The sequence below is a fragment of the Gilliamella apis genome, from assembly GCF_002142155.1.
Classification (GTDB): domain Bacteria; phylum Pseudomonadota; class Gammaproteobacteria; order Enterobacterales; family Orbaceae; genus Gilliamella; species Gilliamella apis.
The window spans coordinates 1-25,506 of record NZ_NASD01000021.1; the positions used below are offsets into that span (position 1 = coordinate 1).

Here is a 25,506-nt window from a genome sequence, read left to right on the forward strand (position 1 = left end):
ACCTAGTTATTCAATTAGGTGCCTCATATAATATATTATTTATCAATCAATATATGGCCATATTATTCATTAATAAACAGATTTACTTGTTCGACATCTCTAAATGCTAAGTCAACTTCTCTAATCGCTAACCTATAAGTATGATTTGGGTCGTTTTCTTCAGTGCATTTGTTATCACTATTATTTCTTTTTTTGTAAGTATCCGTGGAGATTATTTGATTATGTAATTTAGTAAACTCTTCTCCCTTTAAGGTAAAAAGGTTGTTCCAATCAGCTAGATGTTGTTTTACAAATTCTCGTCCCTCATCACATTTAATATCAGCTATATTGATATTGGGAACAATATGTTTAGTTAAATCAGCATATTTTTTGGGTTGATTTGGAAACTGTAATGTTTTGAGTTCTTCGTCAGTTTTAGCTAGATAATCAATAAAATCAGCTTCACGAAATAATTTATACCTTATTGGATCTGAAGAAGTACTTTTTTCAACGCTTATTTGCTCTGGCAATTTATCATTTATACCATAACTCCATGCTACACCATATTTACCATAATATCTTTCAATAAATACATCATTAATAATTTTAACTGGAAGTTCTATATCCCACGGCTCGCCATTGATAGTCACTTGGAAAGTCTTTACGTTTTTGATCATTTCGTTTTTTCTTGTTTGACCCTTAGTAGAATAATAGGCTTGATATATATAATAGTTAGATTGGGTCGGATTGATAAACCCATCATTATATGATTTCGTAGGTTTAACTATGAAGTTTAATGATTGACCATTATAAGTTAACTGATGTTTACCATATTCAAAGGTATGATTAACGCTTGATTTGGCCGGAATAACTAACTCATTACCATCAATTGATACTTTTATTTCCTTGTCGGTTGGATTATCTATTTGACGACTTATAGTATCTTCATGAGTGCTTGATTCGAAACAACCAACCAAAGAAAGGCTACATACCAAAAGCAAAGAATATTTCAATTTTTCCATAACATTCATTTATTTAATTTATATTTCAAGGATGCGAATCTTAACATAAAAAAAACGATGATGTTAACAGAAAAATTAAAAGGCACTAAACCTAATTGAAAGATTTAGTGCCTTTTATTGTAATAATTAAATCTTTTAACAAAGAACAATTTTCAAATTTTATTTGACAATAAAAAAGTATATATCACGTCCTTTAGTTAAAGCTTCATCTAAAGGGCTAATAGCTTTTGAATAAGTTTGTTCAGGATCTTTATCTGTAGGACAAAGTTTTTTAGAATCACGTAAGGCAAGCATGCCATCATATCCCCCTAATCCTTCATACTTACTGTCAAAATCACTTCCTGTTAAAGTAAAAAGTTGTTGCCATTTATCTAATGTATCCTGCAAATATTTTTTACCTTCATTACATGTAATACTTTCTAAATCAAGTTTCGGGAATACATACTGATTAATTTCAGACAATTTTTTAGGTTTATTAGGAAAACTAACTTCATCTTCCTCTTCTAACCAATCTTCTTTTAAAAACTTCAAATATTCACTTTCACGATACATTTTAATTTTACGAGCCTGATAAGATTGATTTTTATTAAGTTTTTCAGAAATTTCGTCTGGAATTTTTTCATCAATAGAGTAATCCCATCTATTATCTTCATCTTCAATAAAGAAATCATTAACCACTTTTACAGGAAGTTCAATCTGTACTTGCTCACCATCTATGATAACATCAACTTTATTAAGCGTTTTCTCATATAATTTGTCAAAGGTTTCATCACTAGTGTTGTCAGTTGCATAAATAAAAGTATGTAACATATAGTTGCTTTGGGTTGGATTAATAATGCCTGTACCATCAAATTTTACAGGTTTTACCACAATGTCAAACGACTCATTATTATAAGCTAAATTATGTTTACCATATTCGAAAGTATACTTAATTTTTGAGTTAGCAGGAATGACAACATCTTTACCATCAATTACTAACTTAATTTCATTGGCAGTAGGATTATCAATTAAACGAACTTGTGAGGTAGGACCATTAAAACAGCTACAAAGTGTTATGCTGCAAGCTAATATAAGAGAGTATTTTATTTTTTTCATCACATTTAACTACTTTTTTAAATAATATTTATATCAAAGGGTCTAAATATTAACACAACGAATTTTAGAGTAAATCATCAAAATCTAAAACTTTTTATTAAAAAATAATAAAATCAAATAGAGTCATTGATTTTATAACAACTAGCATCATAAATTTATTTTAATTATTTATAAATAATCAATATGATGTATAACAATATAAACTATTCTAATTTATTACTAGAATAGTTTATAAATAATTATTTGCTTATTGTTGGGGCCAGATAAAACGACCTTTCGCATCAGGATCTTCACTAATGAATTTTTTAAGTGCATCTGATTGGTAAAGTTGTTTAACCTCTTGAGCCCATTTACTGTTCAAATTTTCTTTTTTTACTACAACCATTAATTCTAAATTAGGTGTTAACTTTTCTTGTACTAAAACATTATCAGCTGGAACTTTACTTAACCATGCAACACCACCTGGCATTATCGCATAATCAACTTCACCTAGAGTTCTAGGAATTAATTCCGATAATATCGATTTAAATTTTAAATTATATCTATTTTCTGCTATGTCATTTAAATCTAATGTTCCCGATTTACTATCAGATTTTAAAGTAATCCAATTTAAGCTTTGTAAGAATAATAATGATCTTGCCTTATTTGATGGATCATTGGGAATGACAATTGTTTGATCATTAGCTATTTCATCAATAGAATGATGCAATTGAGAAAAAAGCGCAGCTGAAATAGAAGGAATATGGACTAAAGAAACAAGATCACTATTAGTTTCTTTATTATATACATCAAGATAAGCTTGATGCTGTGCTGCACTAAGATCAATACTTCCTTCAACTAAAGCGGTATTTGAATCTCTAAGAGAGCTGAAATTTACCAATTTAACTTTATAACCTTTTTGTTCTAAAGCGGGCTTAACAACTTTTTCCATCATTATATTGTGCATACTTGGTGGCATACCAACTACGATCTCTTTTTTATCTTGTTGACTTTTTTGGGCTGATTCTGATTTATTGTCACAACCAATTAAAGTCAAACCCAACAGCATAATTATGCAAATATATTTTTTCATTATCACTCCCTATTTCAATCAGTAAAATAATCTAATTGAACAACTGATTCTATTATTTAGAAATAACATTATAGATAGTGATTAACTATTAGGATAATACGAAAAAATTATATCTATATTCATATTAGATATATGCAATTATTCTTTAGTTTTAGCTAAGTTTGAGATAGCATTTTCAACCGACTGCTCAGCCAAATTTTCTTTTAACCATCTTACAAAAGCTTTAACTTTGGGATTTCTTCCCTTGGAAGCAGAAACAACATAGTAACGTTGTTTGCATGTTAACGTCATATTTGGAAAGGGAGTAACTAACTCCTTTGATTCAACATATTTATTGATAATATGTTTTCTTCCCATAGCAATACCTGAATGATTAATCGCCGCGACGATAGCTAAATCGGATCGATCAAATAACATTGTAGGTAAATCTTCAAAATCTAGATCAATATTAAAGTGCTTCACCCAAGATTGCCATTCGTCGAAGTTGGTATCATACCCCCAAGCTTGATTATCATGTATTATTAAGCAATTTTTTAGATTTTCAATATTTTCAGTAAGTTGATGATATTCCGCATATTGAGGGCTACACACTGGTACAATCGTTTCATTCATTAAATGATAAACATCCAAGTCGTTATACTCTAAATCATCAAAATAAATAGCTAAATCAATACGATGACGATCAAAATTGATTATTTCATTACCTGTTAATATATTCAAGATAATATAAGGATGTTTCTTGTTAAATTCTGATATTCTTGGAACAAGCCAGCCTTGCGCAAAGGAAGGACGCGAATAAATGGTCAACGGCCCGATTAATTCCTGACTCTTTATTTCAAAGATTTCTTTATTTAGTATCGACAAGGACTTTTTTAAAATATTAAATAAATTTTCACCATCAGGGGTCAACTCAATACGGCGATGAAACCGGTTAAATAGCTTAAAATTTAATTCTTCTTCAAGCTTATTAATTTGATGGCTAACGGCACTCGGAGTAATACATAATTCTTCCGCTGCGCGCATAAAGGAATTATATCGTGCAACTGCTTCAAAAGTGTGGAATTTAGCTAATTGATATCCTGATATCAATCGGTTAGTGGTAATAAAACGATCATCATCAAACATTGTACATCCTTCCTTACCTATTTTCTTAACATTTAACTAAAAATGTTAAATCAAATACAATTAATTAAATTAATGATTGTTACTTTCTTACAGCCTGACACTTATTCAACCGAATCTTATTCATGTGAACATGATTTATAATCATTTGTCAGTTATCTCTCCATAAAATCTAATACACGGTAATTTTTACTTTAATTATAATAGGAAAACATTATGGATTCACAAATTTGGGTTTTAGGTGTTTTAATAACGAGTATTTTATTAATTGTAATAAGTATTATCAAATTTAAACTTCATCCGTTTTTAGCCTTATTATTATCCAGTTTTTACGTAGGTGCATTAATGGGAATGAAGCCATTGGCAATGATTTCTTCAATCGAAGATGGTATTGGTGGTACACTTGGCTTTTTAGCGGCAGTAATTGGTTTAGGTACCATTCTAGGAAAAATGATGGAAATATCAGGTGCAGCTGAACGCATCGGTATTACCTTACAAAAATGCCGCTTTTTATCACCAGATGTTATTATGGTATTGATTGGTATGATTTGTGGTATAACGTTATTTGTTGAGGTCGGCGTTGTACTTTTAATACCATTAGCATTTTCAATTGCTAAAAAAACCAAAACTTCATTATTAATGTTAGCGATTCCATTATGTACTGCACTAATGGCCGTTCATTGTATTGTTCCTCCTCATCCAGCTGCATTATATGTCACTAATGCTTTAGGTGCTGATATTGGTAGCGTTATTTTATATGGATTAATTATTGGAATAATCGCATCATTATCTGGAGGTCCTATTTTTTTAAGAATGATCAAAAATAGAATTCCATTTAAAGCTGTACCGGAACAATTTTCAGATCTAAAAGTAAGAACTGAAGAAGAACTGCCTTCATTAGGTGCAACATTGTTTACAGTATTATTACCCATTTTTCTCATGCTGATAAAAACAACTGCTGAGTTGAACATGGATAAAAACACTTCGATTTATACTGTTTTAGAATTTATCGGTAATCCTATTACCGCTATGTTTATAGCAGCATTTGTTGCCTATTATATGCTAGGTCTAAGACGTGACATGAAAATGTCTGACCTACTCAATAAAACTGAAGATTGCTTTTCATCAATTGCCAATATTTTATTAATTATCGGTGCTGGCGGTGCATTTAATGGTATTTTAAAAGCGAGTGGCTTGAGCGATAGTTTAGCAAGTATTTTATCCCATTTAGATATGCATCCAATTTTATTGGCGTGGTTAGTAGCAATAATTTTGCATGCTGCAGTAGGTTCAGCGACAGTTGCAATGATGGGCGCCACAGCAATCGTATCACCGATGCTAGCTCTTTATCCTAATATCAGTCCTGAAATCATTACATTGGCTATAGGTTCGGGTGCTATTGGTTGTACAATAGTTACCGATTCATTATTTTGGCTTGTTAAGCAATATTGTGGAGCGACAATGAGTGAAATTTTAAAATACTATACCACCGCAACATTCATTGCTTCAGTAGTTGCATTAATGGGTACTTTTTTATTATCTAATTTTATTTAGATATCTTTCAAGGAGCGAATATGAATCAAATAGAGATAAAAACACTTATTGCCGATAAACCGTTAGTAGAAAATTTAATTAAACTTCAACCAAGCTGTTGGTTTAATCCTAATACCACTACTTTAGCAATCGGTCTTCCTTACGTTGGACTAGATCAAACGGATATAAAAAAAGCGAGTGAACGATTAAAACGTTTCGCACCATATTTATCATTAGCTTTCCCTGAAACAGCTATAACCAAGGGTTTTATTGAATCACAGTTAGTTGAAATTACTAATATGAAAAAAGCCCTTGAAGCCAGATATAATGTTGATATCGCAGGTAAGCTTTATTTGAAAAAAGATAGTCATTTACCAATTTCTGGCTCAATTAAAGCTCGAGGTGGTATTTATGAAGTCTTAACTCACGCTGAAAAACTAGCCATTGAAAATGGACTATTATCAGAACAAGATGATTACAGCAAATTATATTCTGATAAATTTAAACAGTTTTTTAGTCAGTATAGTATTGCTGTAGGTTCAACAGGTAACCTTGGTTTATCAATTGGCATAATGAGTGCTAAACTCGGATTTAAAGTTAGCGTACATATGTCTGCTGATGCTCGAGAATGGAAAAAACAGAAATTACGTGATCATGGTGTTAATGTTGTTGAGTATGAGCAAGATTATGGTGTTGCGGTTCAACAAGGCCGTAAAGCGGCAGAGTCTGATCCAAAATGTTTCTTTATCGATGATGAAAATTCTACTACCCTATTTTTAGGATATTCAGTCGCCGGTGAACGCTTAAAGCAACAATTCAATGAACAAGGAATTAAAGTTGATAAAGATCATCCACTTTTTGTCTATTTACCATGTGGTGTAGGCGGTGGACCTGGCGGTGTTGCTTTTGGTTTAAAAATGGCATTCGGTGATAATGTACACTGTATTTTTGCTGAACCAACACATTCACCGTGTATGTTACTAGGGGTTTATACTGGTCTACACGACAAAATTTCGGTACAAGACATCGGAATTGATAATATTACCGCCGCAGATGGATTGGCTGTTGGTCGTGCATCTGGATTTGTTGGACGAGCCATGGAACGTCTGTTAGATGGATATTATACCTTGTCGGATCAGGAAATGTATGATTTGCTAGTACTACTGGATAAAACTGAACACATTCAACTTGAACCGTCTGCCCTTGCCGGTATGCAAGGTCCGGTAGTTGTAACTAACAACTCGGAATATTTAGAACGTATGCAATTCACTCCTCAACAATTACAAAATGCAACTCATTTAGTATGGGCAACTGGCGGTGGAATGGTACCGAAAGAAGAGATGCAAAAATATTTAAATTCAGGAAAAATTTAGTGACTGTTACTGACAAATATCTCAATGATATTTGTCAGTAAATTTAATTTTATACATTGTGACTAATTAAAGTGCTCCGACAATACGATGAGGCAAGTAAAGTTCTTCAAGATAAGCAATATCATCCTTAGTTAATGAAAGCTTTAATGCGCCTACCGCATCATCCAAATACAGAGTTTTGGTTGCCCCAATGATCGGCGAAGCTACGCCTTTGGCAAATTGCCATGCCAGAGCAACTTGCGTCATGGTTACTGCATATTTTTGCGCAATTTCATTAACCCTTTTCACTATATTCATGTCGATTTGTTGCGTACTATCGTATTTAGCAACTGCAGTTTTATCAGTCTTACTACGTAGAGTATTGGTCTGCCATTCTAATCGGGAAAGTCTACCTGCAGCTAAAGGGCTATAAGGAGTTAATGAAACATTGAATTGCTTACAGACAGGAATCAATTCTCTTTCATCTTCACGATATAATAAATTATAGTGATTCTGCATCGAAACAAACGGCGTCCAACCATTTTGTTTAGCGACTAATTGCATATTATAAAATTGATAACCATACATCGCAGAAGCACCTAATGCTCGTACTTTACCACTCTGAACTAAATGGTGTAACGCAGCCATGGTTTCCTCAATCGGTGTACTGTAATCGAAACGATGGATAATATATAAATCAACATAATCGGTACCTAATCGTCTCAGGGATCCTTCAATTTCTCGCTCAATTGCTGTTTTAGATAAATGCCCTTCATTAAAATAGACTTTAGTAGCCAGTATTACTTTGTCTCGAGCTATATTTCGTTTAATCGCTCTTCCTACATATTCTTCACTAGTACCACTAGAGTATGTATTTGCTGTATCAATAAAGTTAATTCCTAGATCTAAGGCATGTTTAATGATTGTTTCACTTTGTTCTGGATTAAGTGTCCAATCATGCATTTTACTGGCAGGATCGCCAAAACTCATACACCCTAAACAAAATCGTGAGACTTCAATATCAGAATTACCTAATTTTATATAATCCATACTTTCTCTCCTAACTAGCTAATAATAGATTGATTAACTTAATAAATTGTTAAAAATTCAATCTTAGTTATGAGTATTTTATCGTTAACTTTTATTGAGATAAACGTGTTGTTCATTTATAGTATCATGAATTAAATTCATTAATTGTCTATTTATATCCTATGTATAACTATAATGAACTAAGTTATTTTATTACTATAGCTAAAGCAAAAAGCTTTGTTGGTGCAGCCAAATCTTTAGGTGTTTCGTCATCTGCACTAAGTCATAGCATGCGAAACTTAGAAACACGTTTGAGTTTACGGCTATTTAATCGTACGACTAGAAGCCTTTCATTAACAGAGGCAGGAGAACAACTTTATAAACAAATATCCCCTTTATATCGACAAATCAATGAAGAAGTTGCCGCTCTTGGTGATTACCTTGATACTCCATCGGGTACCATTAGAATTAATGCATCGAATATTGCTATTGAAAATTTTATATACCCTAAATTAAGCCAATTTTCACTACGCTATCCACAAATTAAAATTGAAATTCAATGTGACAATAACTTAGTTGATATTGTCAAACAAGGTTTCGATATGGGCTGCCGAATCGGTAATGATTTGGCAAAAGAGATGATAGCAGTAAAAATATCAGATCCATTGCGAATGGCTTTAGTGGCTAGTCCTGATTATTTGCATCAGAGAATAAGACCAAAACAGATAAATGATTTAGATCAACATTTATTAATTGGCAAAAAAGTTTCAACCCAATATGGAATGGAATCGATATGGGAGTTTGCCGATAAAGGTAATATTATTCAATATCACCCTATTTCTCACTTCACAATCAATAATCATTTAAGAAAACAAGCTACTCTTGATGGTTTAGGTATTAGTTGGATTGGTTATCCGGATGTAAAAAATGAATTAGCATCAGGACAACTTATAGAATTACTACCTGAATATTCAATTACATATGAACCTTTTTATATTTATTATCCAAGTCGCAAGGGGCATTCAAATGTATTTAGACTAGTATTAGAAGCATTAAAAAACTAGTTTAGTTTCAATATGGTTGATAAAAAATGACATGAAAAATTAATATTAAAATCTACAAATAATTTTATGTTTAATATTCGTTGTATAGTACATTAAAATGAAGCTTAGATAAGTTTAAAAATAAATTTTTTTCTTATGTTAAATAATGTATTGAACTTTATCGATATTAGATAATATCAGCTTAAATAATTAGTTATTTAACAAAAAATAACTAATTATCTTGCTGGCGCTATGTTATTGAACGGTTTCGATATGGTAGCGTTTTAATAACATATTACTGAATTTATTGTGCGGATCTAGACGAGCTTTAAGTTTAAAAAATTGCTCAGCTTGTGGATATGCTCTTTGAAATTGTTCTGTTGTCGCATGTAATTGATAAGGTAGATAATAACTTCCTTGATTTTCCAAAACAGCATCTATCAATTCCCTTGTCCAATTACCAACATGTTGTTTGCTTAATTCATCAGTATCTTGTTGATAATAGACCACAAACGCAAATACTTCCGATTTTGCCCAAGCCAGTAATGAACCACTATCTTGGTTGGCGTGACGAATAGAAATATTAATAACATTAACTTTATTTTTTTTCAAAATAGTGACTAATTTGGGATAAAAGTGATCAAATTGTTCAACAGGTATAAAATATTCCTGTAAAACAAAGCTTTTATTTTTAGTCGATATCGGCTGCAAATACGAAACATCATAACTAGCCTCATAATTACGCCACATGACTGGTTTTTTTATATAATAAAAATCATCAAATAATTTACGTAAATTTTTACCAGTAGACGAGGAAGATACAATTTTGATTGGCTTTTCCAGATTATGCGATTTTTTATCATCAGATCTTAATCGTTGCAAAATCGTTAATGGTTCTTCAGTCTGTTTATAAGTAACAGATCTCACTCTTTTATAGTCTGGTGGATAAATTATCGCATTATGGAATATTGATTTTTTATCAGAACGAATATATTGGGTAAAATATTGATAATAGTTTGTAATTGGCATAGCCTCACTAACGCGTTTTACTTTTACATTATCAGCAAGTTGCAATGTCACCTCAGTGATTATACCTAGACCACCATATCCACCAATAGCACCATAGAATATATCTTGATTTTGCTCAGGACTAGCTATTACTACTTTGCCATCAGCTAACACAATTTTAAATTGTTTTACCGAAAGAATTATAGGTCCTTCACCTATATATCGGCCATGAACATTAACACTTAATGATCCACCAATACTAAAATTAGCATAGCTTTGCATTATTTTTACAGATAAATCATAGGGATCTATAAGCTCCTGAACTTGAAGCCAAGTTGCCCCCGTCTCAATAGTCAACAGTTTTTGTTCAGGTTTAAAGTCAATAACATGATTTAATTTACGAGTATCAATTTGCACCGCCCCTTGGATTGCTGTTTGTCCTCCCATACTATATTTACCACCAGCGATACTAATTGGTCCAGTAGCCTTTTTAACTATATCAACAACTTGTTGAGTAGATTCTGGTTGCACAACTGCTGCAACTTGAATCGGTGTCATTCCAGTTACATCATTGACTTCTACTGCCATAACAGTCAATGGCAATAAAAAACCAAGTACAGATAATAATAAATTTATTTTTTTCATTTTATAGAAAAATAAGCACTATGAGATAAGATAAAATATGATAGCCTATTTGAGTTGAAAAGTATGTATCTTAGATTGGCTAATATTGTTCAATAAATTGTCATCCTCTAAGAATAATTAATTTAATAAATTTGAATATTATTAATATATAATTTACCCCCTTAAGTATTTTAAAAATATCTTAAGAGGGTAAAAATCAATTAATTATTTTGATGACTTATATTGACGTTTAACTTCTTCTGTAGCTTTACGAAGATCTTCTTGGAATTTAGGAAGAGTTTGTAAGCGAGAATATTCAACAGCACCAACAATTCGTCCAGCATCAACATCACTTTGCCAGTGAGCACCACAGATCATTCGGCTTTGACCAAATTCATAACCACGTTTTATAATGGCTTCTGCATGAGAAGGTGCCATTTGAGCAAGTACTAATGCCACAGTCCATCCATAAGAAGTATGCCCAGAAGGATATGATCCATTCTTACGCAACCGATCTTCTTCATTAACTGGTTGACATGTGTGATTACCAAAGAATACAAATGGACGTTCTCTCATATACGCTTCTTTTGCTGTTTTGGTAGCATTATCTGCTGAATCAACAAGAAGATCACCTAACATTTTATAAAGCGTCGGTGTTGTTTCTTGTGAAATAGTAATTCCCATTGGTTCAGAAAATATTTTTGCCATATTAGTAGTATGTAAATCTGCATCCATGGTTGCTTGCTTCCAGCGAGCTGTATCTTTAAATTTATAACCTTCTTGATATGCAGCTTTGTCCGCTTCAAATACTGCTGAATCATTTTTAGGAGGTCCTGGAAGATAATCATTACTACTTACTGCCTCAGCTGCTGTATGATAAGTAGGTCCAACTTCATGACCTAAAAAATCTTCTGTAGAACCTGGTTGAAAGGCCATTGTTGTTGAAGACATAAATAATGAGCATACTGCAATAGCGATTCCAGCTATTTTTAATGAATTTCTTTTATTATTCATATTATTTCCTTAATTGTAATTTTAATATTCCTAAATAGTTATTTTTTATTTTTCTGTCTTAAAACAGTGCGTTACTTATTTAATATTATTCCCAATTTTCCTCCTTGAATTTCATTTATCAGTTAGGTGAATCGATTCAACACATTTAGAAAAAAAATCCTTTTTTTAAATAATACAATATTAAAATTAGTGCCAACAAATTTTAATATTAATTAATGTGATAAATATCACATATTATTTTCATGATATAAAATTTAAGCACTTTAATTTATGCAATTAACACAATATATGTAATCAAGTAAATATTGTTCCAAATACGTGTTTCCAATTTATATTTAAAATACTCATATCTATTTATACTTCGAGCTAGTTATCTGACAATTTTCACAAAGTCTTATAATTGAATATTGAATCATTCTAATTTGTAAAAAATATTGAGGAGTCTATACCATCTTATTGATATTAGAATATGAATAAATCGGTCATAATGTGCGGAAATAATGCGGATAAGAGTTATCTATGGTAAAGGCACATACTAAGTTAAAATCAACCATATACAAAGAACCCACACAACCCATTACTGAGCGGTTTTACACCATGAGTTACAACACCTAATCTGGGCAGACCTAACCCCATACCACAACTGACCATTAAAGGTCGCTGGCTGGAAGCCTTCGGCTTTACCATCGGTAAGCCAGTCATCAACGATGTACAACAGAACTTTTGATTATCAGGATTAAAGGGGGCTGAGCTAAGAGGAGGGATTTATTCATTAGTAGATGGTTTCACACTGTATGCTTGATAGTTTTATTTTTCTTAAAAAAACACCCATTTTTTTTAAATACCAATTAAAATCTGGAATATCTTCCCCAAATAAATACTGACGATTTATTGACAATGACATAGATAAATAATTAGGGTAAATTAATAAATTACCGCCTGATTTATTATCATAAACCATCACTATACCGACTTTATCCATAATATTATGAGAGTTTATAAACTCGTCTAAATTGAACAAATTCATATCGATATTTAACCAGTTATAATCATCGATATCATTTGACGATAGATAAGTAACCGTATTTTGATAATAAATATTCCTGCCATTATTTATTAGGCACTTTAATATCTCTTTAGGAGAATATTCTTGTGCGAAATATATATTGCAGGTTCATAAGGCATTAATGACATTAATAATTCTGATAATTCATCTGATGAAGTCATACCATCTTTACCCATATGCCCGGTGTGCAGTTTTATCTGCTCAGCTAGCCATGTTGCAGTGGCGCCGGCTAGGCCACGAGTAAACTTACGAAGTAAATTGTAGACATAAAAAATCCCTGTTTTTGGCTGGGACAATATTAATACTAGCAATTATTTCTTTCTTCATATTTTAATCTGATATTAGTAGATGATAAAAGTTCATTTACTTTGTCCAGAAAATTGATACATTCTTGTGGTATTTCATACTGAAAAAAAATTTCTATCAGAAAATCAATTTTTCCTTTAGCTGCTGGGAAGCTTTCATATATTTCACCACTTTCAATGAATCTTAAATAACTATTTATCTTTTCTTGTAATAAAAATAAATGATTATTTATTTCATCATTCCATGATAAATGATCTGTTATACCCAAACTAATTACTGATTCATTGTTCTTGAGTATTCCAATCATATCAAGTTTATTTATATCTTCTATTGACATATTATTGATTGCCTTTTATTCATTTGGTCTTATTATTTCAACTTTTGAAGGTGGAATTATTGTTCTACCTTCAAACCCTAGTTTACCTTCTCCAACAATTACCCCGCCACTTTTTTCTAATTCAGGAAAACCTACTTTCTGATTCTTAGTTAATAGAGCAGTTTGTGAACTTTTGCATTCAATATATATTATATTTCTTTGTTCATCTTTTAACATGATATCGACTCTGAATGAGGTGTCACTACATCATCATTTTTATCTATTTGGTTGATTTCAGCGATTCGGTCTAGTGCTGCTTGTTTTTCATCTCCTTTTTTGATGGCAAACTAGCTTTTAATTGCTTTTTTTCTTTACCAAGCGCCTTACCCAAAGCATTATTCTCAACAGCATTTTTACTACTTTTAATAGCTGCACAGACATCATCAAAATCACCACAGCAGGCAGCAACGGCAAGGCCTGATGCCAGTTGAAATCGTTCGCTGATGGTTTGTTTTTCTTCTTCGGTTAAATCTATGACTTTGCCATACAGTTGTTTGCGGGAGGATATCTGCTGCAACTTCACCGACCACTGCACCGGCTCCGCTCGATAGCGCTGAGTTGCCTTGGAGCTTTGCGACTACAACACCAAGTATTCATCAAAGACAATTGCCTGAATCAACTCGGTTTCACCACAGGTCAATCCGTCACCATTATCACTAAAAAATGAAAATTAATTGTCCAACTTGCGAATTAGATCTCATTATTGGTAATTAATTAGTTTAGTTCTTCGATAAAGATCGTAGAGCTGAACTAATATAAATATCAACCAATTTCATATTCAACTACTGTATTAATTGTTAAAACAATCTTATTGACTGATTGTAAAAAATTGATACATTCATCTGGTATTTGGTACTTAAAGTATATTTTTATCAAAAATTTTTCTTTACCTTTAGCTGCGGGGAAATACTTATAAATATTCCCTGTCTCGATTATGTTTATATAACTATTTAATTTTTGTTGTAATTTATATAAGTGAGATTCATAAGGAAAATCCCATGATAAGTGGTCAGTTAAACCTAACTCAACATAATTGCTGTTGTTTTTAGGTATTCCAATCATATCAAGTTTATTTATATCTTCTATTGACATATTATTGATTGCCTTTTATTCATTTGGTTTTATTATTTCAACTTTTGTTGACTGATGGTTTCTTTATTTAATTGGGTTCCCTAGTAAGCTAATTATTTTATTTTTATGATACGATAAATCGATTCCTGAAGGTAATTCACTAATATAAGGAGAATAATTAGGTTGATTATTAGTTAAATGCAAATGTATTCGTTTTAAATTATTGTTAATTAATATAAGTTCAATTCCATGCGTAAAAAATTATAATATTTGAATTTTTCAGGGCCTATATTCTATAGGATCTTCTGATATCACAGGTTTTTCTCCTATAGAATTCATCAAAACAACAAATTTATCGGATGTTTCGAATGTACTGAAAGGTACAATAAATTCTTTCCATTCTAAGGTAATTAATAAATTCCCTTTTCTTTGCTATGTGTTTTTATCTTATTAATACAGCCAATGTTATCAAACAAAGAGTCCCATTTTTATTAAACTCAAAATGTAATGAATAATGTGTCATATGATATAATATCCAACGATTCACATATCCCAAAAAAGGGCTTTGTTCATTTCCACCTACTTTTAATGGTTTCCCTAATAACTCAATGACCATTTTTTCAGTATATTGAAAATCGATCCCATTCAATAATTTTCCATAATATATAGAATAATTATCCTTTTCCTTACAAAAGAATTGAATATGATTCAGATATTTTTTTCGAAAACCGATAAGTATACCTGTTTGAAAGAACTCATAATATTTAGTTCGATCAGGATCATTATATTCAATAAGATCTTCTGATATTTCAGGATTTTCACCAATTTCATCTTTTAGCGTATAAAACTCTGAAGAATTTTCAGATTTACCTAATACATCAACTAATTGCTGCCATTTAATCATGATCACTAGATCCCGTTTTCTTTGTTGCGTGTTTTTATTTCTGGCATCTTCTACTAACTTCGAATCATACCCTTTTTCTATCATATTTTTCGTAATGCGTCAGTATCTCTTTTAACCACATCATAAAGATTTTCTGCATCTTTCATGATTTGTTTTGCAGTGTTTTACCTCCATATGCTGGTCTTGCTTGATGGACATCTTTTGCAACTTCAACAGCTGTTGACTCTGCATATAGTTTTTTCATTTCAGTTGGAGTTAAAGGTCGTCGAAGCTTGGCTTCTTCAGCTTTTTAATGTATCAAATGATGGAATGTGATCCTGCTCTATCCCATGACCAACTTTTGCCTTTGCTTTAAGTTCCCTATAAGAGCCGACATTAAGAGCTTTTACTTTATTCTGAGCTTCTTGAACCAACTGACTAGCTTTTTATTTGTATATCGCCTACTTTTAATGCCGCTTTTGCTTCTTTTAAGAGCTTACCAGCTACATCACCTACACTAGGTATTAATCCAACTAATGCAATGGCATAATCAATAATATCTTCAGCTTCAGCAATTAGAGATAAGATAAAAGTAACTAAGTTGTGGTTTTAGGAATTTTGCCAGTCCACCAAATTGGTTTCTCGTCAGGTTGTAAATTATCGAAAACAGATAAAGGGATCATACTATAGCTTACACAATAAGGAATGGTAGTAATTGCTACCATTACAGGTTCGTAGTTATAATCAGGACGCGATTTAAACGCTTCATAACTTACTATAGCACATTCAATACACTCATAAAATGTTTCAAAATATTTACCAAAAATTTCAAATAAAGTTGATTTAGCTCTATCTAAATCACTTTTAACTTGACCTGATAATATTTTACTCCAATCAAATGCTTCTCTATCCAACTGTTTAAACTCTTTTTCTACCAATTTCATTAATGCTACGGCGTCATCTAACTCTTCTAATTTTAAATAACGACGATATAAGCGGTCAGTAATTAGTGACCAATTTTGGTCAGGATATTTAGGTAGAACATAATATGAAATACAGTCAAAAAATAGCCGCATATCACTATCTGTACCTAAATTAAATATTGAACCTCCACCTATAAAACCGTTTTTTAGTGACATAATTTATTTACCTTATCATTTAAAAAAATTCAATATTCTATTAAATATATTGTACTTATGCTGAACCATTCCAATTTAGTTTATCTTTCTGTTCGTTAGGTATGAGTTTACATAACTATTTTCTTATTGATACCTCCCTAGTATCAATAAGAAAAGTATTTGTTGTTGCCTATACATTACAAGATAATAATTGATTTGTATAAAAAGTTTCACCTGTTTTGTTATAAATTTCTATTTAATACTCTTGCTTCATTGTTATGGTCATAAACGGTAAGTTTCCTACTGGTCGGTGAAAAAACTGTCATTACTAGTAACAGTTCTAATTGATGATTATATTTTTTAGGTAATGGCTATTTTGATTTAGTTTATTGAGGTTTATTTGTAAAAATAATTGAGGAGTCTATACCGTCTTATTGATATTAGAATATAAATGAAGTGTTAATAATTTGGGTGAATTATGCGTAAAAGAGTTAACTATGACAAAGGATGTTACTCTTCACTGATTATCTTTAAAACCCTCTAGTTGGCTAAATTCTGATCCAACACAGACCATTCACCATTACCACTTAAAAAGACGAGTTAATTGTTCAATTTGTGAACTAGATCACTGAGTGGATAAATAGTTAGTTCAGTTCTGCGACTAGTCTCGCAGAACTTGATGACAGATGCATAAACTAAAGATCATCTGTACATACGACATCAATTGCACCACAAGCTCTAAATAACCATTTCAATGCACCTGATGAAAAAGGATCATCTAATGCTGTAACCTCGATTAAAAAATGTGTATTTTCAATTTCACCATCAAATTTATGAGCATTCCACCAAAACCACTCTCTACAATCGGGCTCTAGCCATGCTAACCAATTAGATAAAGTCCATGCTTTATCTTTTTTAGCTTCTTCTATTTTTTGCTCATAACTTAAGCTATCCCAATATATTTGTTGATTTTTAACTTCTTCTTCAGTTAATTCTTTAGCACAATGATTAATAAATATATCAGGTAATATTTTTTTCCATAATTCAAAAGAAGGCCAAACTAACTCTGAATTATAGTTTACTATTACTAACACTCGTTTAGCTAAGTTTAACACTTCATCAGCATTATTATTACAACGTATAATAAACCTAGCTATACCAACCCCTGTAGCTTTAACAGTATGATCTGGAGGATTTTCAAATCTTTCCCTTTCTAATAATAACTGTTTACTAAATTCACTATTTATTACCATCTTTACCATCTCTTGGGACAATAGAATTTATTAATTCATCAAATTGATAGAGTTTTATTATTTAGTTTGGTTAGAATGCTTACATCAGGTCCATTCTTATACTCCATCATTGTTAACCAATTTTACTTCAGCAGAGTCGGCGTTAGAGCGCCCATAATAAGATCAAAAACAATTACCAATTTTCTTTTGCCTCTAAAATTGTTTCTTTAAAAAAATACCGAAATCTTTTGCGAGTTATGTACTCATAATATACCTATTTTTTAAATTCATTCGCTCTATTTTTCTAGTATTTAGGATGCCATTTATTAAACCGATATAGATCTATCCCTGTTGGAATAAAACTATCATTAACATGGATTAAAATAGAAACTGCGATCTCATTATATACCTTCTTAAATTCATATTAAGTCGTTTTATAACTAGTGCCTTTTCAAGGATAATGAATTAAAACATTACTAACTTTATCTGTTCCTTTAACAACTCTCCTAGTGACCAACCTTATTACCTTGATCCCATATCATTGCACTTCATAAACCTGTTTGATTTATTATTTCGAAAGCACCCTCACCCAAATAGCCACCTTTCCAATCAATCCCCCCTTTTTACTGAGAACATTGACTAACCGGTTAGCATCTTCAATTATAGTGATCTTTATCTGCTAGCTATTGATAGATTTATTAAATGAATATTGATATGAGAAATTAAATATGATTGATGAATTTAAGGTTGGTTAAAAATTTTCAAAAGAAAAATCACTAACCATTTTACCGTCATTCAAAATTTTTTTGATATTTGACTTACAAAAGAATGAGAATTAACTAATTGATTTTGTTGGTGCCAGTGGTCGGACTCGAACCGACACGCTTTTAAGGGCGGCGGATTTTGAATCCGCTGCGTCTACCAATTTCGCCACACTGGCATTAGAAGTGTAAAAAAGTAAACGTTGGCAATTATACTAAGCTTTGCAATATCTGCAACAGATATTATTCTAAATGCAGTTGGTTGCCTAAAAATTCTACTACCATCTGCGTTTCCAGGCTGGTAATTTTTTTAAAATTGTATAAGCGGTCTCTTTGGCAACAGAATAATCAATATTATGATTATTGGCATACTTAAGTGTTACCTCGTGCCATTTTTCGTCAAATGATTTCATTGTTCCATCGTTATGAGCACAATGTTTACAGTAGTTTTTTGACATATCATGCAGAGGATAATCAGCAATAGCCGTCATGGGCATACCACATGCAATACACATTTTCATATTTTCTATCCCCATTAATTAGCTAAGGTAATTAATACAAAACCAGAATAATATACTTAAAAATGCTACTCCGAGTTGAGCTGAATTACAAGTTATGAAAAAAATAGATGTTTAAATATCAAAAATTAAAATCGATTTGTGAAGAGGTAATTTGGTTATTTTGTTGTCGTTGCTGTTGTAAAAATTGATAATAACGTCTTATGGCCCTTTGTTTACATAACCGCAAAACTTCTTGTTTTTGATGATTAGAATAATTTAGCCAATTAAATCTTTCGTCTCGAGAACGATAGCATTTTATACAATACCCTTGCCTATCCATTTGACATACTCTTTGGCAAGGATTTGGTATGTCAAAAAATTCAATTTGGTCCAATAACTACATCATCCTTTGTAGATTCAATCAAAGATTAATTATCTTCTAAGCCTAATCCTTTACTTAAGACTTTAAAACAATCATCACAATCATGCGTTGCAGCATCAAGCAGTGTTTGAGTCGGTGCGTGGATTAATTTATTGGTTAATTTATGCGAAAATTCAAAAATAACATCGTCAATATTGGCGCCTTGTTTGATCGCATTTAATGCTTTTAATTCTAATTGACGTTTGATAGTTTGAGCGTTATTACGGTACTGTTTAACATACTCTACCGCATGGCGTGTTTTTAACCAATCAATATATTGCTCTGATTGTTCTTGAATTATGTACTTGGCTTCATTGGCTGCGATTACACGTTGCTCAAGATTATTTTGTACCGTTTGTTGTAGATCATCGACAGTAAATAGATGCACATCTTCCAATTGGCTAATTTCTGATTCAACATCTCGAGGTACAGCTAAATCAATAAATAACATCTTTTTATTATTTCGCTCATGCATAGTGCGCTCTACCATCCCCTTACCAATGATAGGTAATGGGCTAGCAGTTGAGCTAATAACAATATCAACATCTTTCAGCCGATTAGCTATATCCGGTAATGAAATGATTTCAGCCTCAATAGATGAAGCTAATTTTAATGCTTTGTCTCGAGTTCGATTGGCAACAATGACATGTTTAAAGCCATGAGGTTTGAGATAACGTGAAATTAGTTCAATTGTTTCACCAGCTCCAACTAACATCACACTTAATGCAGACGTATCAGTAAAAACATCACGCGCCACTAGGCAGGCAGCATAAGCAACCGATGCAGTATTGGCGCCAATATTCGTTTCAGTACGAACAATTTTAGCTACATGAAAAATGGATTGAAAAAGTTTTTCCAATTCCGTTGATAAACAATTGTTTTGTTGTGAAAAACTATATGCTTGTTTAACTTGACCTAAAATTTGCGGTTCACCAATAATTAATGAATCAATGCCACAAGCTACCGACATCAGATGTTCAACTGCTTGCCGACCATCATAACAGTAAAGTGATGATTTAAATAAAGCCAAATCAATACTATGATATTGTGCTAACCAATTTTCAACCGATTGCCTTACCCGCAGAAAATCACTTTCATGATCATAACTTAAGTAAATTTCGGTTCGATTACAGGTTGATAGGATGGCACAACCAGCAATTAAAGGGTGCTGATATAAACTATATAATGCTTTATCAATAACCTCAGTAGAAAAAGCCAGTTTTTCTCTTAAAGAAACGGGAGCTGTTTTGTGATTGACACCTAATACAGTAATAGACATTGCATTGATTCTTTTATAATAGTTTGTAAAGTTTTTATTAAGAACTCATTATACCTAAAAAAAATAATAAAGGTTAATTTCAGTTACCTTTTCTTATTCAACCAATTATCAGCTATAATACGCCTTACTTTTGACCATACACAACTAAAGAGTTAATTTATGTCTAAAATTAAATATTTGTTCGTATTCATTCTGCCGTTTATTCTTAGTGCGTGCCAAACAACTAAATATCAAACAAATGTATCTGTAGAACAGCAATGGCAAAACCATAAACAAGTTCTTGCACAAATTAATTCATTTCAAGTTAATGGTAGTATTGCTCATATAGGAACGAAAACTAAAAGTTATGGTCGTTTTCTTATTACACAGCAATCTGAAAATTATTATGACGTAAAATTAACTACGCCAGTTGGCACAAATATTTTAACCTTAAAAGCCGAACCTAATTACGCCGAATTAATTGATAACAATGGCGCTCGCTACCAGGATATTAATGTGGAGCTATTAATGAAGAAAATATCCAATGTTAATATCCCACTTAATTCTTTACATAATTGGTTGAAAGGTTTTTCTGATGATAGCCAAGCTGATAAAATTGATAGCTCAGGCAGATTATCTTCCACCTCATTTATGCAAAATAACAATAAATGGTCACTAAAGATTAGCAGCTACTCTACTTATAACTATAAAAATAAAAAAATTGATTTACCTGCTATCATTGAACTTTCTCATGATGATGAATTAATTCGTTTGAAAATTAGCAATTGGATCTTACGATAACGGATAATAATGATGAATCAATGGTTATCACCAGCTAAATTAAATCTATTTTTATATATAACTGGGCGACGCCCAGACAATTATCATGATTTACAAACTTTGTTTCAATTTATTGATATTTGCGACAAATTGACCATTACGACTCGTGATGATGGGCAAATTAATCTATTAACCCAATTTGATAATATTCCTGCAGATAAAAATCTAATTATTATAGCCGCTAAGCGTTTAAAATCTTATGTAAACAATAATAAGCTTGGTGCAGATATTGCCATAGATAAAATGATCCCCATGGGGGGAGGACTTGGTGGCGCTTCGTCAAATGCAGCAACAGTACTGGTCGCATTAAATCAATTATGGAATTTAAATCTGTCGCAAACTACCTTGATGGAAATAGGTAGCACAATTGGTGCCGATGTACCTATTTTTATTTATGGGCATTCTGCTTTTGCAGAAGGTATTGGTGATCAGTTGCAACAAGTTGATATTCCCCAATATTGGTATTTAGTCAGCTCCCCTAATATAGAAATTTCAACGGTCACGGTGTTTAATGATCCAAATTTGCCACGAAATACACCTAAGCGTAGCATTGAACAACTGATGTCAATTTCTATTGATGATTTTAGTAATGATTGTGAAGCGGTAGTACGTCAGCGTTTCCCAGAAATTGATAACCTTATTCAGCAGTTATCGCGATATGCTCCAACCAGATTAACTGGCACCGGTGCTTGTGTTTTTACACGTTGTGAGTCAAAGCAACATGCGTTGTCAATACAGAACGAACTTAAATCCTGCTCCGTAAAAAGCTTTATTGCTAAATCATTAAACTCATCACCACTGTACACTAATTAAATAATTTTCTTAAAGCAATAATCATTGACCATATAAGTGATTTAAATTTATATGGTCTGTGATTAGCTATAAAAACATAAACTCATTTTACTGCATCATTAGGTATTACAAAAAGTCGATGATCATAATATTCTACACAATAAAGACCTTCAAAACTCTTATAACCTTGTTTTGCTAAGTTTGATTTTAACCATTTTTCATCTTTACCAATTTGTTTTAAAACATCATCTACTGGTTGTTCATTTTCTAATACAATAACTGATATATCTTTGTCGCCTTTTTTTACAATAGATAATTGTCCATTCGGTTCCAAAATAGCTTTTTCAACATCATGAATAGTAAAAACATTTTTCATTCTTAGTAATACAGCAAAACTGGCTAGATCTAAATTAATTGCGGTGAAAGCGTCCAATTTTAATTTACCCTGATCCATCAATATAATTGGGTTACCGACAATAAATGCCTTAGCATTTTGACTGCGTTTTTTTAAATAATTAGAGCTATACATAATTGCCGTCCACATCAACAAAACGATAATAAAATCATATATGGTTAATTTGGGGTTATAGATAATCCCGCCAGCAATGCCACCTAAAATCATATTTCCAATAAAATCAATGCTCGACATTTGTGACAATGAAGTTTTGCCGGTTATTTTTAAAAATAACACAATACAGATAAATACAACCAACAACTTCAAAGCAATAATAAGGAAATCAAGATAACTAAGCATAGTACTCTCCAAAATGTTAAATACCTAAGGTAATAGAAACAATTAGTACTAAAGTTGATGATAAAAACAGATTTAAATGTTAATTCTTCACAAGATATATTAATTGTAATGAACTAAGGAATGACTATTTAATAATAAAAACCGTTAGTGATAACAAGTGATGTATCAATATTAGATTGATAATAATCATTTTAGCAATTTATTTTTATTAAACAGCTAAAAAATTTGCTAAGAAAGTGAATAAAATAGTTGTCAATTTTTCGGTTGCACAACGTATAGCATTTTTAATAAGCTTAGGTCATAAATTTTCGAAATTACTAGACAAGACAGAATTAAATGCTAATAACTAACCCTAATCAAAAAGAGACTTATTACCAAGCTTTACTTGAAAGAGATCATAGCTATATTGGGATCTTTTATGTCGGAGTCAAAACCACTTCGGTATTTTGTATTGCAACTTGCCGAGCAAGAAAACCAAAATTTGCCAATGTCGAATTTTTTGATTCATTCAAATCAGCGCTTAATGCCGGTTATCGACCTTGCAAAATATGCAAACCAACCGAAAACGCTAATCAAGCGCCCGAAGAGATAATTAAAGCCCTAGCATTGATTAATAATAATCCCAAACAAAAGATTACTGATTATCAGCTAAGACAAAACAAACTAAGTCCTGAAATTATTCGCCGTTGGTTTAAAAAACATTACGGAATTACTTTCCATGCTTATCAACGAATGTATCGAATTAACAATGCTTTTCAAGAATTAAAATCAGGAAAAAATGTTATTAACACTGCGTTTGATACTGGTTACAATTCTTTAAGCGGATTTGGGTATACCTATAAAAAAATCATGAAAAAATCACCTTCATCAGACGATAAGCAAGACGTGATCTTAATCGACAGATTAACAACGCCTTTAGGTCCAATGTTTATCTGTGCAACAAACCAAGGAATTTGTCTATTAGAGTTTGTAGATCGAAGAATGCTCGAAACCGAATTTGAACAACTACAACGCCTACTTAAAATGAAAATTATTTTTGGCGAAAATAAACATATCAAACAAGCTAAGGTTGAAATTGCCGAATATTTTGCAGGAACAAGAACAAGCTTTACCATTGCCTTACATACACCAGGTACCCTATTTCAACAAACCGTTTGGGATTGCTTGAAACACATTCCCTATGGAGAATTGACCACTTATAAACAGCAAGCCCAAAGAATTAATAATCCACAGGCAATTCGAGCTGTAGCCAATGCTAATGGTTGTAATCGAGTTGCAATTATTGTTCCTTGTCATCGAGTAATAGGATCGAATGGAGAGCTAATTGGTTACGGCGGTGGGTTGGAACGAAAAAAATGGTTAATTGAACATGAAAATAAAAATCGTAAAAACTGATAATTATTCAAAAAATAATTATGAGTCAATCAATATGCTCAGTTAGATGATATTGTAAAAACTATAGAAGAAAATTGCTTTATACAACGTCATCTCTTTTTGAGATGATTACTTAAAATACTGAAAAATCAGCTCAATAGAGTGTATAGCAAATTTAATGTCTATAACCAATTCCATGTACCGTTTTTATTAAAGTTGGTATGCTTGGGTTAATTTCTATTTGTTTTCTCAATTTTGAAATATGTTGATCAAGAGTTCGACTATTAGGTAAAAAATCATATCCCCATACATAATCAAAAAGCATATCTCGAGTAACAACTTGATTTTTATATTGATATAAACATTCTAAAATCTTAATTTCTCGTAAAGTTAATTCAATAATCTGATCATTTCTTTTAGCGTATAATTCGGTAGGATATACATTTAAATCGCCAAATTGAAAATAATCTTCTTTAGAAAGATTTCGATGTTTAGATTTTAAATAACGTTTAGCAATAGCCTTAATTCTTGCTCTAAGCTCATGAATACCAAAAGGTTTATTCATATAATCGTCAGCACCTAGTTCTAAACCAATAACCCGATCGATTTCTTCATCTTTAGCGGATAAAAATAAAATTGGCACATCTTCATTTAATTTACGGATTGCACGGCAAACAGAATAGCCATCAAGCTCGGGCATCATAATATCTAAAATAATAAAATCGGGTTGGTATTGATTGAATAGTTCCAGCGCAACTTTACCATTAACAGCTTTAATAATAATGTAACCCTCTTTTTCTAACAAATCTGACATGCCATTAAGGATGTGCTTATCATCTTCAGCAATTAAAATTTTCATTC

The 25,506-nt window shown here is 31.7% G+C and carries 28 protein-coding genes and 1 tRNA gene; 7 read left to right on the forward strand and 22 right to left on the reverse strand.

What is annotated here, in order from left to right:
• Positions 1-62: 62 nt before the first annotated feature.
• The 4 genes from B6C84_RS09295 to dsdC all read right to left on the reverse strand — a co-directional run bounded on the left by B6C84_RS09295 (position 63) and on the right by dsdC (position 4,293).
• On the reverse strand, positions 63-980 hold the full coding sequence (locus B6C84_RS09295) for a hypothetical protein (protein WP_133052312.1): 918 nt from the start codon (positions 978-980) through the stop codon (positions 63-65).
• A gap of 180 nt (positions 981-1,160) precedes the next feature.
• Positions 1,161-2,096, reverse strand: coding sequence for a hypothetical protein (locus tag B6C84_RS09300; RefSeq protein ID WP_086354298.1), 936 nt, complete (start codon positions 2,094-2,096; stop codon positions 1,161-1,163).
• A 247-nt stretch (positions 2,097-2,343) separates the two neighbouring features.
• Complete coding sequence (locus tag B6C84_RS09305; RefSeq protein ID WP_086319789.1) at positions 2,344-3,168, reverse strand: MetQ/NlpA family ABC transporter substrate-binding protein; 825 nt, start codon at positions 3,166-3,168, stop codon at positions 2,344-2,346.
• 138 nt (positions 3,169-3,306) lie between these two features.
• Entirely contained in the window at positions 3,307-4,293 is a 987-nt protein-coding gene (gene dsdC, locus B6C84_RS09310) for a DNA-binding transcriptional regulator DsdC (protein ID WP_086319787.1), read from the reverse strand.
• Positions 4,294-4,506: 213 nt separating this feature from the next.
• On the opposite strand from dsdC, the gene dsdX reads away from it, so the two are divergent.
• Positions 4,507-5,844 carry a D-serine transporter DsdX gene (gene dsdX, locus B6C84_RS09315; RefSeq protein WP_065578722.1) on the forward strand — a complete coding sequence of 446 codons (1,338 nt, stop codon included), beginning with the start codon at positions 4,507-4,509 and terminating at the stop codon, positions 5,842-5,844.
• A gap of 20 nt (positions 5,845-5,864) precedes the next feature.
• Positions 5,865-7,196 carry a D-serine ammonia-lyase gene (gene dsdA, locus B6C84_RS09320; RefSeq protein ID WP_086319785.1) on the forward strand — a complete coding sequence of 444 codons (1,332 nt, stop codon included), beginning with the start codon at positions 5,865-5,867 and terminating at the stop codon, positions 7,194-7,196.
• A gap of 66 nt (positions 7,197-7,262) precedes the next feature.
• Here dsdA and B6C84_RS09325 read toward each other — a convergent pair whose 3' ends face one another.
• Positions 7,263-8,225: an aldo/keto reductase gene (locus tag B6C84_RS09325; RefSeq protein WP_086319783.1), complete on the reverse strand. Its 963-nt coding sequence runs from the start codon at positions 8,223-8,225 to the stop codon at positions 7,263-7,265.
• Positions 8,226-8,386: 161 nt separating this feature from the next.
• On the opposite strand from B6C84_RS09325, the gene B6C84_RS09330 reads away from it, so the two are divergent.
• The gene (locus tag B6C84_RS09330; RefSeq protein WP_086319672.1) at positions 8,387-9,268 is read left to right on the forward strand and encodes a LysR family transcriptional regulator; all 882 of its coding nucleotides are present in this window, start codon (positions 8,387-8,389) and stop codon (positions 9,266-9,268) included.
• 234 nt (positions 9,269-9,502) lie between these two features.
• On the opposite strand, the gene B6C84_RS09335 is transcribed toward B6C84_RS09330, so the two are convergent.
• Together B6C84_RS09335 and B6C84_RS09340 are read right to left on the reverse strand one after the other, a co-directional pair.
• Entirely contained in the window at positions 9,503-10,900 is a 1,398-nt protein-coding gene (locus B6C84_RS09335) for an FAD-binding oxidoreductase (protein WP_086354297.1), read from the reverse strand.
• Positions 10,901-11,104: 204 nt separating this feature from the next.
• The gene (locus tag B6C84_RS09340) at positions 11,105-11,893 is read right to left on the reverse strand and encodes an acid phosphatase (protein WP_034903278.1); all 789 of its coding nucleotides are present in this window, start codon (positions 11,891-11,893) and stop codon (positions 11,105-11,107) included.
• Positions 11,894-12,509: 616 nt separating this feature from the next.
• Here B6C84_RS09340 and B6C84_RS11855 point away from each other — a divergent pair.
• The gene (locus B6C84_RS11855; protein WP_086354418.1) at positions 12,510-12,620 is read left to right on the forward strand and encodes a SymE family type I addiction module toxin; all 111 of its coding nucleotides are present in this window, start codon (positions 12,510-12,512) and stop codon (positions 12,618-12,620) included.
• Positions 12,621-12,665: 45 nt separating this feature from the next.
• Here the strand turns inward: B6C84_RS11855 and B6C84_RS09350 are convergent, their stop codons facing one another.
• The 13 genes from B6C84_RS09350 to hemA form a co-directional block, all read right to left on the reverse strand.
• Positions 12,666-12,920, reverse strand: a complete 255-nt coding sequence (locus B6C84_RS09350; protein WP_086354417.1) for a hypothetical protein — start codon at positions 12,918-12,920, stop codon at positions 12,666-12,668.
• A gap of 98 nt (positions 12,921-13,018) precedes the next feature.
• Positions 13,019-13,270 (reverse strand): hypothetical protein, encoded by a 252-nt coding sequence (locus B6C84_RS09355; protein ID WP_086354416.1) that lies wholly within the window; start codon positions 13,268-13,270, stop codon positions 13,019-13,021.
• Complete coding sequence (locus tag B6C84_RS09360; protein WP_086354415.1) at positions 13,264-13,602, reverse strand: DUF6572 domain-containing protein; 339 nt, start codon at positions 13,600-13,602, stop codon at positions 13,264-13,266. The genes B6C84_RS09355 and B6C84_RS09360 overlap by 7 nt, the downstream gene beginning before the upstream one ends.
• A 15-nt stretch (positions 13,603-13,617) precedes the next feature.
• The gene (locus tag B6C84_RS09365) at positions 13,618-13,818 is read right to left on the reverse strand and encodes a hypothetical protein (protein WP_086354414.1); all 201 of its coding nucleotides are present in this window, start codon (positions 13,816-13,818) and stop codon (positions 13,618-13,620) included.
• A gap of 70 nt (positions 13,819-13,888) precedes the next feature.
• Complete coding sequence (locus B6C84_RS09370; RefSeq protein WP_165755513.1) at positions 13,889-14,164, reverse strand: VENN motif pre-toxin domain-containing protein; 276 nt, start codon at positions 14,162-14,164, stop codon at positions 13,889-13,891.
• Positions 14,165-14,403: 239 nt separating this feature from the next.
• Complete coding sequence (locus B6C84_RS09375; RefSeq protein WP_174565015.1) at positions 14,404-14,733, reverse strand: DUF6572 domain-containing protein; 330 nt, start codon at positions 14,731-14,733, stop codon at positions 14,404-14,406.
• 421 nt (positions 14,734-15,154) lie between these two features.
• The gene (locus B6C84_RS09380; RefSeq protein ID WP_086354412.1) at positions 15,155-15,700 is read right to left on the reverse strand and encodes a hypothetical protein; all 546 of its coding nucleotides are present in this window, start codon (positions 15,698-15,700) and stop codon (positions 15,155-15,157) included.
• Positions 15,701-16,191: 491 nt separating this feature from the next.
• The gene (locus tag B6C84_RS09385; protein WP_086354411.1) at positions 16,192-16,734 is read right to left on the reverse strand and encodes a hypothetical protein; all 543 of its coding nucleotides are present in this window, start codon (positions 16,732-16,734) and stop codon (positions 16,192-16,194) included.
• 674 nt (positions 16,735-17,408) lie between these two features.
• Positions 17,409-17,966 (reverse strand): hypothetical protein, encoded by a 558-nt coding sequence (locus tag B6C84_RS09390; RefSeq protein ID WP_065651095.1) that lies wholly within the window; start codon positions 17,964-17,966, stop codon positions 17,409-17,411.
• A gap of 832 nt (positions 17,967-18,798) precedes the next feature.
• Positions 18,799-18,885, reverse strand: a tRNA-Leu gene (locus B6C84_RS09395).
• Positions 18,886-18,984: 99 nt separating this feature from the next.
• Complete coding sequence (locus B6C84_RS09400) at positions 18,985-19,227, reverse strand: zinc ribbon domain-containing protein (RefSeq protein WP_034902590.1); 243 nt, start codon at positions 19,225-19,227, stop codon at positions 18,985-18,987.
• A 118-nt stretch (positions 19,228-19,345) separates the two neighbouring features.
• Positions 19,346-19,546: a DUF1289 domain-containing protein gene (locus B6C84_RS11860; protein WP_082205068.1), complete on the reverse strand. Its 201-nt coding sequence runs from the start codon at positions 19,544-19,546 to the stop codon at positions 19,346-19,348.
• Positions 19,547-19,634: 88 nt separating this feature from the next.
• Entirely contained in the window at positions 19,635-20,906 is a 1,272-nt protein-coding gene (hemA, locus tag B6C84_RS09410) for a glutamyl-tRNA reductase (protein ID WP_086354410.1), read from the reverse strand.
• 159 nt (positions 20,907-21,065) lie between these two features.
• Between hemA and lolB the strand changes: the two genes are divergently transcribed.
• Together lolB and ispE are read left to right on the forward strand one after the other, a co-directional pair.
• The gene (gene lolB / locus B6C84_RS09415) at positions 21,066-21,686 is read left to right on the forward strand and encodes a lipoprotein insertase outer membrane protein LolB (protein WP_034902600.1); all 621 of its coding nucleotides are present in this window, start codon (positions 21,066-21,068) and stop codon (positions 21,684-21,686) included.
• A gap of 9 nt (positions 21,687-21,695) precedes the next feature.
• On the forward strand, positions 21,696-22,538 hold the full coding sequence (gene ispE, locus B6C84_RS09420) for a 4-(cytidine 5'-diphospho)-2-C-methyl-D-erythritol kinase (RefSeq protein ID WP_086354409.1): 843 nt from the start codon (positions 21,696-21,698) through the stop codon (positions 22,536-22,538).
• Positions 22,539-22,620: 82 nt separating this feature from the next.
• On the opposite strand, the gene B6C84_RS09425 is transcribed toward ispE, so the two are convergent.
• Entirely contained in the window at positions 22,621-23,271 is a 651-nt protein-coding gene (locus B6C84_RS09425) for a DUF421 domain-containing protein (protein WP_086354408.1), read from the reverse strand.
• Positions 23,272-23,607: 336 nt separating this feature from the next.
• Between B6C84_RS09425 and B6C84_RS09430 the strand changes: the two genes are divergently transcribed.
• The gene (locus tag B6C84_RS09430) at positions 23,608-24,666 is read left to right on the forward strand and encodes a bifunctional transcriptional activator/DNA repair enzyme AdaA (RefSeq protein WP_086320678.1); all 1,059 of its coding nucleotides are present in this window, start codon (positions 23,608-23,610) and stop codon (positions 24,664-24,666) included.
• Positions 24,667-24,820: 154 nt separating this feature from the next.
• Here B6C84_RS09430 and B6C84_RS09435 read toward each other — a convergent pair whose 3' ends face one another.
• Positions 24,821-25,504, reverse strand: a complete 684-nt coding sequence (locus B6C84_RS09435; protein WP_086320679.1) for a response regulator transcription factor — start codon at positions 25,502-25,504, stop codon at positions 24,821-24,823.
• Between the last annotated feature and the right edge of the window lie 2 nt (positions 25,505-25,506).